Source organism: Pseudomonadota bacterium (genome assembly GCA_011049115.1).
Lineage (GTDB): Bacteria > Desulfobacterota > Anaeroferrophillalia > Anaeroferrophillales > Tharpellaceae > DSCM01.
Genome location: DSCM01000077.1, coordinates 1 through 16,205, shown reverse-complemented (window position 1 = coordinate 16,205; position 16,205 = coordinate 1). Strand labels below are relative to the sequence as shown.

The 16,205-nt window shown below is 55.6% G+C and carries 16 protein-coding genes; 2 read left to right on the top strand and 14 right to left on the bottom strand.

What is annotated here, in order from left to right; all coding sequences use genetic code 11:
• Positions 1-90: 90 nt before the first annotated feature.
• The 8 genes from ENN66_06295 to ENN66_06260 all read right to left on the bottom strand — a co-directional run bounded on the left by ENN66_06295 (position 91) and on the right by ENN66_06260 (position 7,593).
• On the bottom strand, positions 91-768 hold the full coding sequence (locus ENN66_06295; GenBank protein HDS16211.1) for a DUF3365 domain-containing protein: 678 nt from the start codon (positions 766-768) through the stop codon (positions 91-93).
• Positions 665-1,108, bottom strand: a complete 444-nt coding sequence (locus ENN66_06290) for a DUF3365 domain-containing protein (protein ID HDS16210.1) — start codon at positions 1,106-1,108, stop codon at positions 665-667. Before ENN66_06290 ends, ENN66_06295 begins: the two co-directional genes overlap by 104 nt.
• 98 nt (positions 1,109-1,206) lie before the next feature.
• Positions 1,207-1,437 carry a hypothetical protein gene (locus ENN66_06285; GenBank protein HDS16209.1) on the bottom strand — a complete coding sequence of 77 codons (231 nt, stop codon included), beginning with the start codon at positions 1,435-1,437 and terminating at the stop codon, positions 1,207-1,209.
• Positions 1,438-1,935, bottom strand: coding sequence for a hypothetical protein (locus tag ENN66_06280; protein ID HDS16208.1), 498 nt, complete (start codon positions 1,933-1,935; stop codon positions 1,438-1,440). It lies immediately after the preceding gene.
• Positions 1,936-2,456: 521 nt separating this feature from the next.
• Complete coding sequence (locus ENN66_06275) at positions 2,457-3,326, bottom strand: hypothetical protein (GenBank protein ID HDS16207.1); 870 nt, start codon at positions 3,324-3,326, stop codon at positions 2,457-2,459.
• A gap of 226 nt (positions 3,327-3,552) precedes the next feature.
• Positions 3,553-5,859 (bottom strand): TonB-dependent receptor, encoded by a 2,307-nt coding sequence (locus ENN66_06270; protein HDS16206.1) that lies wholly within the window; start codon positions 5,857-5,859, stop codon positions 3,553-3,555.
• 529 nt (positions 5,860-6,388) lie between these two features.
• A complete protein-coding gene (locus tag ENN66_06265; protein HDS16205.1) occupies positions 6,389-7,135 on the bottom strand; it encodes a hypothetical protein in 747 nt (248 codons plus the stop codon).
• Between the two features lie 161 nt (positions 7,136-7,296).
• Complete coding sequence (locus ENN66_06260; protein ID HDS16204.1) at positions 7,297-7,593, bottom strand: hypothetical protein; 297 nt, start codon at positions 7,591-7,593, stop codon at positions 7,297-7,299.
• 409 nt (positions 7,594-8,002) lie between these two features.
• Here ENN66_06260 and ENN66_06255 point away from each other — a divergent pair, with 409 nt between their 5' ends.
• Positions 8,003-8,821 (top strand): 3-hxdroxyacyl-CoA dehydrogenase, encoded by an 819-nt coding sequence (locus tag ENN66_06255; protein HDS16203.1) that lies wholly within the window; start codon positions 8,003-8,005, stop codon positions 8,819-8,821.
• A gap of 333 nt (positions 8,822-9,154) precedes the next feature.
• Entirely contained in the window at positions 9,155-9,433 is a 279-nt protein-coding gene (locus tag ENN66_06250) for an Lrp/AsnC family transcriptional regulator (GenBank protein HDS16202.1), read from the top strand.
• Between the two features lie 12 nt (positions 9,434-9,445).
• On the opposite strand, the gene ENN66_06245 is transcribed toward ENN66_06250, so the two are convergent.
• The 6 genes from ENN66_06245 to ENN66_06220 all read right to left on the bottom strand — a co-directional run bounded on the left by ENN66_06245 (position 9,446) and on the right by ENN66_06220 (position 16,085).
• Complete coding sequence (locus tag ENN66_06245) at positions 9,446-10,399, bottom strand: DUF1722 domain-containing protein (GenBank protein HDS16201.1); 954 nt, start codon at positions 10,397-10,399, stop codon at positions 9,446-9,448.
• Entirely contained in the window at positions 10,392-10,877 is a 486-nt protein-coding gene (locus ENN66_06240) for a hypothetical protein (protein ID HDS16200.1), read from the bottom strand. The genes ENN66_06245 and ENN66_06240 overlap by 8 nt, the downstream gene beginning before the upstream one ends.
• A 93-nt stretch (positions 10,878-10,970) precedes the next feature.
• Positions 10,971-12,401, bottom strand: a complete 1,431-nt coding sequence (locus ENN66_06235) for an NAD(P)/FAD-dependent oxidoreductase (protein HDS16199.1) — start codon at positions 12,399-12,401, stop codon at positions 10,971-10,973.
• The gene (locus ENN66_06230) at positions 12,391-13,572 is read right to left on the bottom strand and encodes a hypothetical protein (protein ID HDS16198.1); all 1,182 of its coding nucleotides are present in this window, start codon (positions 13,570-13,572) and stop codon (positions 12,391-12,393) included. The genes ENN66_06235 and ENN66_06230 overlap by 11 nt, the downstream gene beginning before the upstream one ends.
• A gap of 48 nt (positions 13,573-13,620) precedes the next feature.
• Entirely contained in the window at positions 13,621-14,529 is a 909-nt protein-coding gene (locus ENN66_06225) for a pyridoxamine 5'-phosphate oxidase family protein (GenBank protein HDS16197.1), read from the bottom strand.
• Positions 14,526-16,085 carry a PAS domain S-box protein gene (locus ENN66_06220; protein ID HDS16196.1) on the bottom strand — a complete coding sequence of 520 codons (1,560 nt, stop codon included), beginning with the start codon at positions 16,083-16,085 and terminating at the stop codon, positions 14,526-14,528. The genes ENN66_06225 and ENN66_06220 overlap by 4 nt, the downstream gene beginning before the upstream one ends.
• Positions 16,086-16,205 lie beyond the last annotated feature (120 nt).

Below are 16,205 nucleotides of genomic sequence, written 5' to 3'. Positions count from 1 at the left end.
GCATCCTTTCACCTTTTCTGTATATGGTTTTAAAAACCATATACAGAAAAGGTCGCTGTGGGTGGTCAATTTTCCGTAATCACTAGCTCTTTAACTGATCAATTTTAGAGTATCACAACCATGGGTTTCGAGCTCTTCGAGGTCACTTTCCTTTTCGAGCTCATTTTTTATTCTTTCTCGGTGAGAATCATCGCATAAGCCCAGTTCTCCAGCGGTTTTGCCTACTGCCTGTGCTTTGCTGAAACCGGTCAGGCTGGTGAATTTTTCATTGACATCATGGATGACGCCGCTTTCAAGGTCACTGATCATCATCAGAAGAAAATGGTTGTGAAAGGCCTTGGCGAACTTTTCCTCGGAAACCTGCAAGGCTTTTTCCATCGATTCTTTTCCCTTTATTTCCTTGCGCAGCAGAAAGAGAAAATAGTTGAAAAAGATCAGGCCGAAGGCCCAGATGAGAAAATAGGTCAGACAGTGACGGCGTATACTGGCGTCGGCGACCGCCTGATAAGGGGCCATCGGTACGGAAACGCTGATGTCGCCGCGAATGTCGCCGATCATGTAACCCTGTTCGGAGTGGCACTTCAGACAGCTTTCCTCGACTAACATGGCTTTCATGTAACGTAGATAGGGAACCGGACCGATATTTTCAACCGAACTTATATCTCTATGAAGTCGCGTTGAATTTTTCGAGCGCGGATTTTTCCCAGGGGTCGGGAAGGTTTTCGGGGCGTAGGGGCTTGAGACTGGTGATATGGCCGATAAAACCATATTGATCTTCGGACCTGGCGTGAACCTGACGGGTCATATAGGCGGGGTTGATCAGGGTCAGCCGGTGGCCCGTGGTGCTGCTCAGATCCAGATCCTGAAGGTGGCCGAGATAGGGATTGGGAGGGGTTATCGCGATGGGAGCGTAAACCTCTCCCTGGACGGCGACCCAGCGCCGATAGATTATGTCCTTGTCAAAGGATGCCCGGGCCTCAAGTTCGGCCAGGGCGCGGGAGGCTTTCTTTTCCTGTAAAATGCTGACTACGGTCAGACCGGCAAGCACCAGGGTCCAGAAAAGATTGAAGACCAGAATAATGTTTGTCAGTCTTTGCCGGGGGCTCATAAGGTGGTTCTGCCTTCCTGCCGCCGGCAACCAACCCCCGGCGGCAGTGGCTTTCAGCTGGTTTGAAATCTCGTTGGAGGCGGAAATGAAATTGTTGTTCAGAAACGCAAGGTCATCTGCAGGCGGGCTTCGGTACTGGGGCCGTCGTTGGTCAGGTTGACGCCGATGCCGGTGTTGAAATCAAGATGGCAGCCGCAGCGAATGATCACCTGGGGGACCAGGAGCAGACAGTTGTATTTGTCAAGATCACCTTGAAAAACCATTTCCAGCACCGGAAACAGCCACCAGTTCGCCGGCGTGTAGGCCAGGGCCGCCGAGGCATCAAGCAATTAGAACTTGTCACTGCTTTCGTCCTTGGGGTGAAGGTCATCCGAATCCCAGTAATAACGGCCTCCCAGGTTTCTGATCAAACTCCAGACCTGGGCAAACTCTCTGTCGGTTTTAAGTCCGAAGAGCAACACTGAACCGCGATGGTTATAGATGTCGAAATAGGCGGAGTGCTGACCCCGGGCTTCAAGCCCGTCGAAAACCGTGCCGATGCCCAGGTAAGCCGCCAGGTTGTAAGCCGAGGTCGAACCGGCCTTGATGAACTGATAGTCAACAATCAGACTTGGAAAATCAAGCAGGCCGCCATCTCCTTCAATATCAATGTCGACCTGCCCATAGTTGGTCGAACGGCCCTCGCCGTCGGTATAAAAGGGATAATACAGCCGCACCTGAAAACGGTCGTTCAACGGTACGGTCAATTCCAGGTCAAGAGCGGTGCCGTCGAAGTCTTTTGCTTCCTGAAGATCAGCGTCGGTAAAAAAATTAGCCCCGCCGCGCAAGGACCATTGGCTTACCGTCTAGGCATAGCGGGAATACAGAGGTTAAATCTCGGGTACGGCCCGCTTGTGGCTCAGCCCGGTTGCGGGGGCTTGTCCCTGGGCAACGGTTGGTTTCGGAGCGGCAGAAACCAGACAACAGATTAATCCGACGGCGAAAAAACGAAAAACCTGCATGTGCATCACCTTTCTTTAGCTAATGCGGGAGCGAGCACCGCAACCCAAAGGGGGCTCGCGGCCTGTACTTAAAGGCATTTCCGTTGGTCACAAATAAGTGCTCTGATCAGAAAATTTTCTCCGCGGCGGCTTTGTTTTTATAATGGTAGAATAACCGAGTCACCTGTGTAAGTCAAGGGGAATCCAAGTGGTTGGCGTATGCGCCGGTCTGATGCAGGTTGGGGCGGATTAATTCATCGATTCCGGTTCTCGGGGACGAAAAAACCGCTTTGCTCACGTCGGGGAGCGCCGCGTTTTTTAGCTTCCGGGAACTTGTGGCGGTTATGCGCTTTTTGAACCGGATCGGTTTACTCCGGCAGGGCAAGTATTTCGATTTCGCCGACGGCCAGCAGAAAACTATCGCCTTCCCGACCCAGAAGCAGCTCTCCCAGGGAAAACAGCGCCCGGTAACCATCCGGGGACCAGATCATGACGACCGCATTGAGATCGGACGAGATGCCGGCCGAAGTCAGGAGCTTGACCAGACCGACGCCGGTGAAGGTGTATTCTCCGGGTCCGTGATAGAGGCGGCCGTCGCCGACCTGAAAGATGTTAATCCCCCACCGCGCCAGCTGCGAAGGCAGGGTTGTCAGACTCTGCGGCTTTTTCAGGTCACCGAAAATTTTCAATGTCGAGGCGTGGAGCGGATCAAGTTTACGATCGCCGGCATGAGCCGGGAACTCGACCACGCTGATTTCGCTGATGCCTTCCAGACAGCGGTCGGCCCGATGGTCTCCGGAGATGACCAGCTTGGGATAGGATACCGTTCGCTGCAGGGGGGGCGAGTCGGAGAGAGTAAACCTGTTCCTCGTGGCAGCGGTTGCAGTCGGGATGGCCGGGCTGCAGCGGGCTGCCGCTAACCGCGAGAATGACGTTGCCGGGCTGGCGGTAAAAATTTCGCCCCAGGAAAGCACACTTTTTTCACCGGCCCGGTTTTTGACGACAATCGCCAGGTCAACTGGTTTTTTAAAGGCTTCGTCCAATTTTTTGATTCGGGCCGGCCGCAGCAATTCCTGCAGGGGCACGCCGCGATAATTAAAAATTCCCCGGTATTCGCCGGCGCGACTGATATCATTGCACTGCACTTTCTGGCACTCCATGGCCATCAGGCTCGTCAGAGACAGCAGCAGGGGCTGAGCGACCGCACCGTTGATCGAGATTTGGCTTTCATGCCGCATGACGTCGGCGGCCGCAAAGCCGCCGCTCTAAAGCAGCAGTCCCAACACTGCAATGATTATTCCAACTTTATGATTGTCGTTGTTCATGTCTTTTCCCTTTTCTCAGGACTTGTCGGGAAGCGTTCGCCCTGTTTAAATGCTTGCCGCTCGGAAGGAAAGAGCCGGCAAAAGCTTGAAAAAGACAAGCTTTTTGCTTCCTGAGGTTGCCGCGGTTCAGGTTTCGGCTTCAGAACGAGTACTTGATTTCAGCAAAGGCGGTTCGGCCCGCCTGCGGAAAACCGACGCTGAGTTCGTAATCTTTGTCAAAGAGGTTGTGAATTCCGGCCTCGAGCTCAAGGTTGCCGGGCAATCTAACCATGACCTTGGCGTCGGCGAGGAAAAAGCCATCGATATTTTCCCAGTTGCCGTTGATGTCCTGTTCCCAGCGCTCATCGTTCCACTGCAGTTCGGTGAAAAAGCGAACGCGATCGGTAATCGTGATGACATCGCTTAGATAAACCTTGTTTTCCGCAACCTCCTCGAGATGGTCGCTGCTGCGTCCGGCGGAGCGATCCTCGGCGTCGAGGTAGGTGTAGGAAAGGTTGATTTCCTGGCGCGGCAGCAGGGTGCTGCGCAGGGCGACCTCAATGCCCTGAAAGCGGGATTTGCCGACGTTGTCGTACATGTCGCCGGCGGGCAGGACCCGACGGGTAATCAGATCCTCGACATCCGAGTAAAAGAGGGCCAGGGAGACCTTGGTGTGGCCGCCGAAGTTTTGTTCAATTCCGAGTTCGTAATTGACGGCCGTTTCTTTTCCCAGGTCGGGGTTCGGCAGGGTGCTGCCGAGATAACTGGAATATAGTTCTTTCAAGGTGGGGAAACGGGTCTTGGCGCCCACCGAGGCGTGCAGCACCGTGTTGTCGTTCAGGACCCAGCGCAGGCCGATCTGGGGATTGAAACTGTCATCATCATCCCTGACCCGGCTTCCGTTCGCGTAGCGAGGATCCTGAAGGTCGTAGCTGCAGCCCAGCACCAGGGAAAGATAATCGGTCAGGCGAAGGTCGTTTTCGAGGCCCAGGGAAAAGGTTCTGGCTTCGTAGCGCTCCCAGGGGTCGCCGCGATCACCCTGTTCGCGGTGAATGTCTTCCTTGAAATGAAAGGCCAGGCTCAGATTCTGGTTCTTAAGCTGCCGGCTGCGCAGGGTGAAGGAACCACCCCAGGAGTAATCATCGTAGGTGCTGGTGAAAGCAAATTTAGCTTTCTGGCTGTTGTAGGAAGCGTTGTCGTAGGCTTTCAGGGTGTTCTCGTAGTCGTCGCGGAAGAGTCGGGTTTTCAACTCCAGCCCGTCCAGCAGTTGGGAATCGCCGATAAAGTAGGTGGTCAGTTTGTCCCAGTTGGTGAAGCGCCAGAATTTAAGTTCACGGCCGCTGGCGGCAAAGGTATGCGGCGGTACGTCCCGTTCGGCCTCAACCACGTTGACTCCGAGTGCGTATTCATGACCGGGGGCCGGAGTCCAGCCGACCTTGAGTGAAGCATTTGTGGTTTCGCGTGAGGCATTGCTACGTGTGTCCTTGCGCTCGTTGCGGGCATTGTCGAAGTCGTTCGACAGGTTAAAGGTGCGTTGTTCCAGATAGCCGGCGCCGATTGCCAGATACCATTTTTCCCGGCGGGCGCCGAAATTGGCGGCGGCCCGATAGCCGTCGACCTCCCAGGCGCCGAGGGTGAGGTCTCCTTCGAAGGCTTTCTCCGGTTTGCGACTGACCATGTTGATGACCCCGCCCATGGTATTGCAGCCGTAGAGGACGGAACTGACACCTTTGGACAGGGTGATGCGGGACAGATTGTCGGTGGTTAACACCCCGGCATCGACAAAACCATCGTAGGGAACGGAAATCGGGATTCCGTCGTAAAAAATCGGTACATAGCGCTGATTAAAACCCCGCACCGTGAAATAATATTCATTTTTGGTGCCGATGGTCGGAAAAACTCCGGGCAGGTTACTCAGGACATCTCCCAGGTTTCTGCTGTCGCTCAGCCGAATGTCTTCCATGCTGATGGTTTCGTTGGTGGTGATTTCTGTAACCCTTTCCTCCTCTCCGGTGACGACGATTTCTCCCAGGGTGAAGACCCCTTGGTCGGCAGAGGCGGATTGTTTGCCGATTTCGGCGAAACTTGGGTTCAGGCCGCCGCTCAGGCTAAGCGCCAGAAAGGTGAGGGTCAGGATTTTACCTAATTTTTTCTTCATTTGTTTTCCTCGTGACGATTGTCCTTCGTTGGTTTCCAGGTATGAATCAGATAAATTGTAAACAGTGCGATCAAGACATGAAAGAGCCGGAGCACCGCTTCGGCGTAGGGGGCGCGGCTGACCGTTAGTTTGACTCCCGGTTGAGAACGCTGGTCCGGCGGTGGGGTAAAGTCCAGCAGCGTGATCTGCAAGGAACCCCGGCGCAGAGGCCGATAGGTGCTGACAAAGCCTCTCAGTATCTCGGTTTGTCGGCGGCGGAGAATCACTTCGGCGCCGTTTTTCTGATAGGTGAAATCGCTGGTGGTCCATTTTTTTCGGGGCTTTTCGAAGATGGCCAAGTCATCCAGGAAAACGATTTCGCCGATTTCGAGCTGCCAGGCGCCATTTTCGAGATCGGCCGTTTCTCCCGCCTGGAGAATCAGGGGACGTGGGCGCCAGCCCTGAAAAAAACCGGCGCCATGGGCCAGAAGGGTCAGGCCGAATACCAAGTGAATAAGGAACATCAGGCGCTGTGTCGTTCGCGTTCCCCGGCGTAGGCTGAAACGTCGCCAGGTGCAGAGGGTCAGGTTGACGGCCAGAAAACCCATGAGCAAGGCCAGTCCGATAAACCAGACGCGCAAGGGCCGGCCGACCTGGCTGCCGGCGGCGAACCAGTCACTGGCCAGGCCGCGGTTAAGGATTTGTATCAGGGGGCGCCCCCCGGGCTTGACCAGGGGGATAAACGCCGCCAGCCAGAAAAACAGGGCCAGGAGAAGAGAGCTGGTCAGGCGCAGGGAGGTCAGTAGATTCAGCATGGATTTAAATCGTTTTCCACCGTTGGATATTGCATTGAGGGATTTCAGCTATGAATAATCTGCGCCAGCAGCAGTAAAGGTCCGCTGAGGCCGCCCAGCAGCAGGTACCAACCGGAACCGCGACGATAGCCGCCGGGTAAATGAAAGACCAGCATCAGAAAAATTAGAACGGCCGATGAAATCATGAAGCCTGGACTCCAGCGCCAGACATCGGCCCAGCCGCGCAGACACCAGACGATCCCGGTATCCTCGGCCAGTAGGTAAAAGACGGTTCCCAGCAGCAGTAGATTGCGGCCCTGATGGCCGAGCCGTTCGCTTTTATCGCGGGCCCCGGCTTTTTGGCGGCCGTAGGCAATCACGAACCAGAGCGAGGCTGTCAGGACGCAGGCCAGAGCCAGGCGGCGAAAAAGGTGAAAGGCTACGGCGTAGGGATAAGTATGGTTGTAACCGTGGCAGTCCGGGGGGGGCGGCATGAGCAGGGCGAGGCCCAGCAACGCCGCAAGCAGCAGGCCGCTGCCGGCGAGTCGGGCCCGGGGCGCGGCGCTTCCTTCGACCGGAATCAGGATCAGGGTCAGAATGCCGATGCCGAGGGCGGCTCCGGTCAGCGCGTCGACCGGGACAAAAACCGGCAGAACCCCCGTTGTGAGAAAAGCGCTCCCCAGTTTTCCAAGGCAGACCAAGGTGCTGCCCAGCAGAGACCAGCGGGCGCCGCGAAGACAGCCGGTCAGGGCCAGACCGGCCCCCAGCAGGGCCAGAGTGATGGCGGCGATGAAAAGGTATGTAGAAGTCATGGCGGGGCCTGTTAACATAATATATTAGAAAAATGCAATAAAAAAAATTACAATAAATAACCTATTATCGTATAGAATAGCATATCATCCTTAATATGGAGCTGTATTTTCCAGTTATTTCATTTCGGTGGCCATTATAATGCAAAATAGTCCGGGGTTTGTCAATCCTTTTTTAGCTGCTTTTTTGGTTTTGCGAAAGCAGGTAAGGCGGGCAGGTTCCGAAGACCTGGTGGCCAGGTTTGCCGAGATAGCGGCATGGAATTTTGGAAAATCAGGCAGATGAACTGATCCTCCAGCCGATTTCCCTGATTTTTACGTCCCGTCACAAGCTCAAATCCTCTGTGTTGAAGAGTAACCCTTGTTTTTGCTTTTTGAGAAAAGAGTTTTTCCCAAGGTCTGATCCGGATCAGTTCAGCCCGTGGAAAAGGTTGAATAATAGCGACAAGAATTAACCGCATCCCGTTAGTCCCTTACAGGTTATTTTCTTGTTTTTTTTCACCATTTTTTTCAACCACAAAAACAAGAAAATGTTCTGATAAGAGTACTTGTTTGTGGGCCGTGAGGGACCATTTGGGTTGCGGGGCTCACTCCCGTATTAGAGTGTAATGATCTTGATAACCCCATTAAGGGTGAACTACGGAATTAATGTGCGGAAACCCTGAATATTTTTCGCAGGCTTGATCCTTGCCTGAAGATTCTTACCTTGAACTGATTTCTAAGGAGTCTGTTTTGTTCGGTTTGCAAAGATGGCCTTGAAATTGCAGTGCAGCAGACTTGATGGTCAATCCCGATGCCTTAGCGAAAAGACGATTTTTCGCGGGCTAAGTAAACTCTCGGACTTCAGAGGAAATGAGGAGGCCTGCGGCCATGACGGATTATTGCAAAAAAACATATAACGACCTTCTGGTTGAAAAAAAAGAGGCCAGTATCTGGATCACTCTTAACCGACCAAAATTTTCCAACGCTTTTTCCGACGACATGATTGTCGATCTTTGCCGGGTGCTGCGCGAGGCCGACTGGGATCAGGATGTACGGGTAATAGTTCTGACCGGGGCCGGAAAATCTTTTTGCGCCGGGGGAGACGTCAAGGCCATGGAAGAAAAAACCGGAATGTTCGCCGGTGATCCCGAAGAATTGCGCCGTCGTTACACCAGGGGGATTCAGCAGATTCCCCTGGCCATGGAGAGCTTGCAAACCCCGATTATCGCCATGGTCAACGGCGCCGCCATCGGGGCGGGTTGCGATCTGGCCTGCATGTGTGACCTTCGTATTGGCTGCGGGCAGGCCTGTTTCGGTGAGACCTTTGTCCGGCTGGCCCTGGTGCCCGGTGACGGCGGCACCTTTTTTCTCCAGCGGGTGATTGGTTACGCCAAGGCCATGGAGCTTTCCCTGACCGGCCGCATCGTCAAGCCCGAGGAGGCTCTGGCCATAGGTCTGCTGAACCAGCTCGTGGAGCTGGAGGTGCTGCGCTTAGAGACCGAGAAATTGGTTGAGTCGATCGCGGCAAACAGCCCGGTCGCGGTCTCCATGATCAAAAAAGCAATCCGTCATGCTCGCACCGCGGAAATTCATGGTCACCTGGATCTCCTGGCTGCTTTTCAGGGAATCGCCCAGCGTACCGAGGATCATTTTGAAGGTATGCGGGCCCTCAAGGAAAAACGGCGGCCTCATTTCAAGGGCAATTGATCGGTTCAGGGGCAATTAAGCCGGGGCGCCCGCTTCGTGTGGCTGAAAGTCGGTCAGCGCTAGGTGAAAACGAGCCGAAAGCTTTTCGGCGCCGTGGCGCTGCGGCGGGAAAGCGCTTGTCAGTGGCAAGGCCGTGGTGTATTACAGGGTGGATCAAGGCAAGGAAAATCCGGTCTGGACCCGTGCGCTCAGGCCGGTGGAAAAGCTTCATTCGGAATCGGAATGAGTGAGGTCGGCGATAATGTTTCCCGCAAGGCCCACTTGAGGTTTGCGGGGAAAAGGCCGGCGGATGCAAGCGTCGGTGAATTTAGTTCGGGAGGAAAAGGAGTGACGATGGTAACCTCGATTATTCTCATCAATGTCGCAAGAAATAAAATCAACGAAGCAGCTGAACAAATCGCCGCCATCGATGGCGTCTCTGAGGCCTATTCGGTCAGCGGGAAATACGATATCATCGCGGTGATCCGGGTTTCCTCGAATGAAGAGCTGGCCCGCCTGGTCACGGACAAGCTGTTGGCTATCGAGGCTATTCTCAAAACCGAAACCATGCTCGCATTTAAAGTCTATTCCCGGCATGACCTGGAAGCCATGTTCTCGATCGGCGGTGCTTGAACTCTCCGCGGTTCAACAATGGTAGCGTAGCTTTAATTCAAGGGGATGGGGTTCGACGTAGTGCTGTCCGGCCAGGTAGGTATAATTGTATTTGCGGGTATAATGTTGGAACATGGTCATCGGCGCGATCAGGGGCAGCCGGCCGGCGCGAAAATTTTCGATCAGGTCGAGCATTTCCTGTTTTTCATCCCTGGTCAGTTGTCTTTTGAAATAACCAAGCATGTGCTGCATGACGTTGACATGTTTACTGGGGCTGGTCTTGCGTTGCAGGGTGGCGCACATTTCCTCATGATACTTGCGGCCGGCCGTGTCGAGCTCGCTCCGGTCAAGCCCGGCGACCAGTTTGCCCAGGCTGCGGTAGCCTTTCGGGCTGTGGGCGAGGAAGATGAGTTTATGGCGGGTATGAAAATCAATCAAGCGGCCTCGGCTGAGGGGTTCGCGCAGCAGTTGCCGCCAGCGTTGCATAATGAAAATTCTTTCGATAAAATGCTCCCTTGAGGAGGCATCGTGAAGATGGCCATCTTCCTCCGCGGGAATCAGGGGAAAACGTTCGCCGAAAGCGCGCGCGAAAATGCCGACTCCGTTTTTTTGCGGCGGCCCTTGGTCTTCCCGGCTGACGGACAGGCGTCGCAGACCGCAGCTGGGTGAATTTTTTTTAAATATAAAACCGCAGAGATTTTCACTCTCCAGTTTCTCCAGGCGTTTTGCGGCCCATTCCTGCAGCGATCGGGTGAAGTCAAGCTTGCTTTCGACGCCCAAGAGTCGCGGTTCTTCGCCGGCGCCGACCAGATGAATGGCTTCCCTGGGTACCGGCATGCCGGATTCGACCTCGGGGCAGACCGGAACGAACTCGACGTAAGGAGCGAAGGTTTCAATCACGAAAAGATCGCGGGCATGGCCGCCGCTGTAGCGGACATCATGCCCGAGCAGGCAGGCGCTGATGCCCAGTTTTATTTTTTCAGGCATCAATTTTCTCCAGGCGGCTGAGCCATTCCGGGCGCGGCCGGCGGCGCCAGGCCGCAAAGGCGAGTTTCTCGCCTCGATAATAATTGCGGTAGGCCGTCACGGTGTCTCCCGGAACCTGATATTTTTCCGGCATAACCTGGACAAAGGGTGTCATTTCCCGGCCGGCATAGCGATAGTTGCAGATTTGCTGGATCACTCCGATTGATTTATGATCCTCGTTCCGGTCGAAACGAAAGCGATATTCCCGGTTCAGGGCCTGGGCCAGTTCCACCAGCCAGGTGAAATTGGCATAGGATTTCTCGACCCAGAGCACGCAAGGATGGTTTTTGTGGGTGGGACGGTAGGGGGCTGTAAACCCTTTCTTGTGCAGGGCCGTGCACAGCATCTGAGCGCTTTCCAGAATCATTTTAACAACGTGCTGGTCGCAGTGGTAGCGGGCGCAGTTTGTGATCTCGCGGTCAAGGACGAAAATATTCATGCTGAATTTAACCATTTCACTGCTGAGGTCGATCGCTATAAGCTTTGGCGACCATGGTGTAGCTTTTTTTTTATGATGATCGAAGGTCAAGCCTCAGGTTTGCTTTTTGGTCAGCCACTGAAGGGCTTGGCGCGCGGCATGAAAACCGCACATGCCGTGAACGCCGCCTCCTGGGGGGCTGGAGGATGAACAGATAAACCAGCCCGGCCGCGGCAGGGCGTAAGGGTTGAGCGCGATGGTGGGGCGAAAGATCGTCTGGCGCAGATTCTGCACGCCGCCGCTGATATCCCCGCCGCGATAGTTGGGATTGTAAGCTTCCATGGCGGCCGGATTCATAACCGAGCGCTGCCGGATGATTCTCCGGAAACCCGGGGCAAAGCGCTCGACCTGGTTTTCAATCGCGGTGCTCATATCCGTGGTGGAGGCCGCCGGAACATGGCAGTAGGCCCAGGCCGTATGGCAGCCGGCCGGGGCCCGGCTGCGGTCCGCAAGACTGGGCTGGACCAGAATGACGGCCGGTTTTTCCGGATGGCGACCGCGCCAGACTTCTCGCTCGGAATGGGCGATTTCAGCGAAACCGCCGCCCAGGTGGACCGTCCCGGCCCGCCGGCAGTCGGGATTTTGCCAGGGAATGGCTTCGTTTAAGGCCCAGTCGAGTTTGAAAACTCCGGGGCTGTGGCGAAAGGCTTGCAATCGTCGTCTGGGGGCGGGATGAAAATGTTCTCCGGCAATTTCCAGAATTTGAGCCGGGGTCAGGTCGAACATAGTGACCCGGGCTGTGGGCAGATCACGGTGGCGGCGGATCGGGTGGTTATTTTCAATAACCCCACCCAGTTTTTGAAAATAAGCGGCCAGAGCCTGAACGAGTTGTCGGCTGCCGCCTGTAACCAGGGGCCAGCCGACCGCATGCGCGGCGCTGCCCAGGATCATGGCGAAACCGGCGGTCGGCGAGCTTTCCAGGGGCAGCAGTCCATGGACGGCGAGCCCGGCGAACAAGGCTCGGGTGGTTTCTTCCCGAAAATGTCTTTTAGTCAGGGTGGCGACCGAAAATAGGCTGTTATGCGCGAAGCGGGCCAGCAGCAGGGGATGCCGGGGCATTCTCAGAACCGGCCCGAGAATGCCGTCGACAAGCTCGGGCCAGGATTTGACCAAGGGAGCGATCAGATTATGATAGGCCAGACCGTCGCCTTTCAGGCCGGCGGCGGTCTCTTGCAGGTCATGATAAAGCAGCGCCGCCCGCCCCCCATCCAGAGGGTGGGCCAAGGGAATCTCAGGCCGGCACCAGTCGAGGCCGTGCTCGTGCAGGGGCAGTTTCTGAAAAATCGGCGAAGAAAACCCCAGGGGGTGAACTGCAGCGCAGATGTCGTGGATAAACCCAGGCGCGGTCAGGGCGGCCGACCGGCAGCCGCCGCCGATTTCAGCAGCCTGTTCGACCATCAGGGTTTTGCAGCCCGCCTGGGCCAGGATAATCCCGGCCGTCAGGCCGTTGGGGCCGCTGCCGATGACCAGGGCGTCATAAGCCATCGGCTTTGTGGTCCGGTTGGGAGGGAGGAACCGGGTTCGGTTTCCGGCTCCGGCCCCAAAGCCGCCGCCAGCCGGAAACCGCGATGGTGCGCAGCGCCGCGTTCCACCATAGGGTGGTCCAGCCGGACCAGTTTTTGGGACTGTCGAGACAGGTGGCCGAGATTTCAACCAGGGCGTTTTCATTGAAGTCCAGGGCCAGAGCGCTTAAACTGTGGTTCCAGAACTCTTCCTGCTGGCGATGGCCGAACATGTCGAAACCGAGTTCGTAGAAGGGATCGCCGGTGCGGGCCAAAGATTGCACGACCACGGTCGGACAGCCGTCTTCCGCGGTGACTCCGAAGGAGATCCAGCCGGCCTCCATATGTCCCTGAAGCGGGACAAAAGAAAAGGCCAGTTCGCTGACGTTGAGTACGCGAATGCCGGTGCTCAAGGGAAGACCGCCGGGCAGGGTTAGATCTATCATGCCGGGGGCCCCGGGTTGCAGGCCATCGGGCAGAACGATACGATTGCCGGCGGGCCAGTATTCCGGTAATTTATTTTTCAGGCGGGCCGCGATTTCAGCCAGGTCGGGCTGTTGTGAGACCAGGCGAATCTTATAGGTTTTTTGCCAGAGCGAGCCGAAACCGGCGCCGGGTCCCTGTGGGCGGCGGCCATTAAAGTTCAGGGCTTGGTTTCCGTCCTGAGTCCAGACCGTGGGGCCGAGCTCCTCGGGCCACAGCCCGGAGGGCAACAGCTCATGGCCTGGCGGGTTCTTTGCGATTTCATTTTCAAGGGGAGAGACGGTTTTATTCCCGAGGGCTTTGCCGCCGCCTTTCCTGACTTGGCTCAGGGCCCTGTCGAGGCTTGAGTAGCCGCGCAGAAAACGGTTTACGCACAGCTCCGTAAACAGTTTTTCCGTAAGGTGCCCGTGTCCGCAGGCGGCGACCGCAAGCCCTTTACGGCGCAGCTGGAGAGTCAGGAAAAGCAGGTGCGCGAGGCCGAAGCCATCGCTGATGTGCAGTTTGTCAAAAGCGAAAATGACCCCGCCGGTCGAGGTGCTGACGGCTTTCTGGACGGCGCGGAACAGGGCGGATGGGGCCAGGGTTTGCAGGCTGAGAGTGCCCTCCGGCTGTAAAACGGCGATTTGGTTTTCAGGAAAGGTTATCGAGCAGTGCAAACCGGCAGGTTCCATGTTTTTCCCTCCTTCACCCTGATATCTTTACGAAAAATAAGTCGAATTTTAATTCGGGAAGTTCTCGTCCAGCAGTTCGCCGTCACCGATCAGCGGCAGGGTTTTGCCGACCTCAAAATGAACCACGACCAGATCCTTGGCCTCTCCGTCGACGCCATGCAGTTTGCAGCGCTTGCAGATCTCTTCGACCAGGGCCGGATTTTGTTCTTCCGATTTTTTTCGTAGATAAATGCGGCAACCCTGATAGCCGGGGTGGTTTTCCAGGAAAAGATAGCAGGCCTCGGGGTTTTCCCGCAGGTGGCTGCGGGTCAGCCGGTTGGCCAGGATAAAACTCAAACTGCCGTCGGCATTGACGTGCGGTCGCGAATAAATCGCGGTATTGACCTGGCCTTTGCCGTTCGCGGTCGCGAGAGTACCGGTGCCCTGGGTCGTGCTGAAATAATTTTTGAGATCCATGGGGTGGGGCTCCTTTGCCTGGCTGAGGTTCTGACTTAAATCACCCGGAAAACAGGAAAAAATATCCTGAAAATTATGAATCAGATGAAAGTCGTCGACTTCTATACTACAGATCGCCGTATCAGGTAAAGCGCAGAAATCTTTCAGGGTGGGGTGACGCTGAAGAAATTCCCGCCCGGCCGCGGTTCGGGTCTCGCCGCGTAATTCCCGGACCCGGCCGGTCACGCTTAAGACCGCGGCCTTGTTGAGATCCTCGGCCTGATTGCGGCGGTCGTCGAGGAGCAGGGACACCGCGGCAGAGACTCTGAAATTGGCGAACTTGCGGGTCCGGCGTGAGGTGCAGAAATAAATGGCCGTCAATTTCCGGTTCGGGCAGATGGCCACCAGGCTGGTGTGGGGGCAGGGTTCGGCTTTGGTGGCGAGGACTGCGAAATTCTGGGTCAGAAGCAGCTTGCGGATTTTGGCATGCAACTGCTGAAGTTTGTCGGCTCTTTCCGTCATTTCGGGGTCCTTTCGGGTTCCTTTTTTTCCTGTTCGATTTCAAGCAGGGCCTTTTCATAACAATCCGGACAGATGCCGTGACTGAACTCGGCTTCGGAATGATCGGAAATGAATTTTTCAAGCTGGTTCCAGTAACCTTGGTCATCGCGGATCTTTTTGCAGTACATGCAGATCGGAACAATGCCGGCCAGGGTTTTGACCTGTTCCAGGGCCTTTTCCAGTTCAGCGATCAGCTTTTCCCGTTCTTCGGCGGCCGCTTTTCGGGCGCTGCTGTCTTCGAGCACCCAGAGAACTCCATTGTCCAGGTCGGGTTCACGGCCGGAATCAAGAACCGTACCGGACAGAGAACACCAGAAGGGTTCGCCGTTTTGCCTTTTCAGCCGGTATTCAACCTTTAACCGTTTGTCTTTCTTCAGCGTGTTATAGTGGCGCTCCCTGAAGGTTTCAAAGTCGGCTTGGCTGAGATGCAGCTCTTGCGTCGATTTGCCGATCATTTCCTCGGGTGAGGCATAGGCGAAAATCTCGGCGGCGCGCTGATTGGCCCGGGCGATCTTGTGATTTTTCTTGAGGAGAATGACGCCGATCGGGCTGTTGTCGAAGATGATTTCCAGCTCACGGCTCGCCAGCCGCAACTGTTGTTCAACCTTCTCGCGGACCTTGATGTCGGCGACCAGCTCCCGGGTCCGATCCTTGACATCCTGTTCAAGATCATTCTGGTAGGCCAGCAGCATTTCCTCGAGCCGGCCGCGGGCCGCGATTTCATTCCGCAGACGGCGGTGGCCGGCCGCCTCCTTTCGCAGAAGGAAGACGCTGAAGCTCGTTACCAGGATGATGTTAAGGATAATCAACACGATTTCCAGAAAACGGTTCAATCCGTGGCGCTTTTCGGCCAAGGCTTCGATCTTGGCCAGACGTCGGTTGCTGTCGTAGAGGAGCTGGACGGCGTACTCGTTGGTGCGTGAGAAAAATGGGGAAAACTGCTTGATGAAATCCTTGATTTGATGGGTGGTTGCGTATAAGGCGGCAGCCTGCTGATTGGAATCCTGACGGCAGCGGGTTTCCAACATGGGGCTCAGCTGAGCAACGGCTTCCCGAAGCTGGGGCAGGCGGGGTCGCAGTTTGACGGTTTCCAGGTTGTAAACCTGAGATTCCGGGCTGTAGTCCAGGTTGACAACCATTCGTTCCGTCTGGTTGAACTGGATTTCCCGGGTGACGCGCCCGCCCTTTTCTATAACCGTCAGCATCTCATCGACTTTTTTCAGTCGCAGCTCTATCTGTTGCCGGTAATGATGCTGGCTTTCGGAATTGATGGCGGTAACCATCTGGAAAAAGTCATTTTCCGTGTGGAGCAGGCTGCCGGCAATCCACTCGCTCAAAGAAACCCGGCTTTTGGCGTTTTCGATGCCGGCCTTTAGGCTGCTTTCAAGCCGCGCGAAATAGATGGAGTTGGCGGTCAGCAGAATGAAGCCCAGCAGGAAGACCGCGATAAGCGCCATGAACAAGGGAATGGGGCTCTGTCGCAGGCTGTACAGGCTTGCTTCCGGATGAAAAGTCATTGTTTGATTCCTCGGCCTTCATTGCCTGGCGAAACCGTGGGCGGCGAAAATCGCGGCGCCTTCCGGCGAGGCCGTAAATTTTATGAAAGCCCGGGCCAGATCGGGATTGATCGAATAGCG

Coding starts and splice junctions, on each gene's coding strand:
- ENN66_06240 (HDS16200.1), bottom strand. CDS start 10,877: ATGAATATTTTCGTCCTTGACCGCGAGATCACAAACTGCGCCCGCTAC.
- ENN66_06295 (HDS16211.1), bottom strand. CDS start 768: ATGGTTTTATCGGCCATATCACCAGTCTCAAGCCCCTACGCCCCGAAA.
- ENN66_06270 (HDS16206.1), bottom strand. CDS start 5,859: ATGGACCACCAGCGATTTCACCTATCAGAAAAACGGCGCCGAAGTGAT.
- ENN66_06225 (HDS16197.1), bottom strand. CDS start 14,529: ATGACGGAAAGAGCCGACAAACTTCAGCAGTTGCATGCCAAAATCCGC.
- ENN66_06235 (HDS16199.1), bottom strand. CDS start 12,401: ATGGCTTATGACGCCCTGGTCATCGGCAGCGGCCCCAACGGCCTGACG.
- ENN66_06260 (HDS16204.1), bottom strand. CDS start 7,593: ATGCGGTTAATTCTTGTCGCTATTATTCAACCTTTTCCACGGGCTGAA.
- ENN66_06245 (HDS16201.1), bottom strand. CDS start 10,399: ATGCCTGAAAAAATAAAACTGGGCATCAGCGCCTGCCTGCTCGGGCAT.
- ENN66_06275 (HDS16207.1), bottom strand. CDS start 3,326: ATGCGGCATGAAAGCCAAATCTCGATCAACGGTGCGGTCGCTCAGCCC.
- ENN66_06250 (HDS16202.1), top strand. CDS start 9,155: ATGGTAACCTCGATTATTCTCATCAATGTCGCAAGAAATAAAATCAAC.
- ENN66_06290 (HDS16210.1), bottom strand. CDS start 1,108: ATGAGCCCCCGGCAAAGACTGACAAACATTATTCTGGTCTTCAATCTT.
- ENN66_06220 (HDS16196.1), bottom strand. CDS start 16,085: ATGACTTTTCATCCGGAAGCAAGCCTGTACAGCCTGCGACAGAGCCCC.
- ENN66_06255 (HDS16203.1), top strand. CDS start 8,003: ATGACGGATTATTGCAAAAAAACATATAACGACCTTCTGGTTGAAAAA.
- ENN66_06265 (HDS16205.1), bottom strand. CDS start 7,135: ATGACTTCTACATACCTTTTCATCGCCGCCATCACTCTGGCCCTGCTG.
- ENN66_06230 (HDS16198.1), bottom strand. CDS start 13,572: ATGGAACCTGCCGGTTTGCACTGCTCGATAACCTTTCCTGAAAACCAA.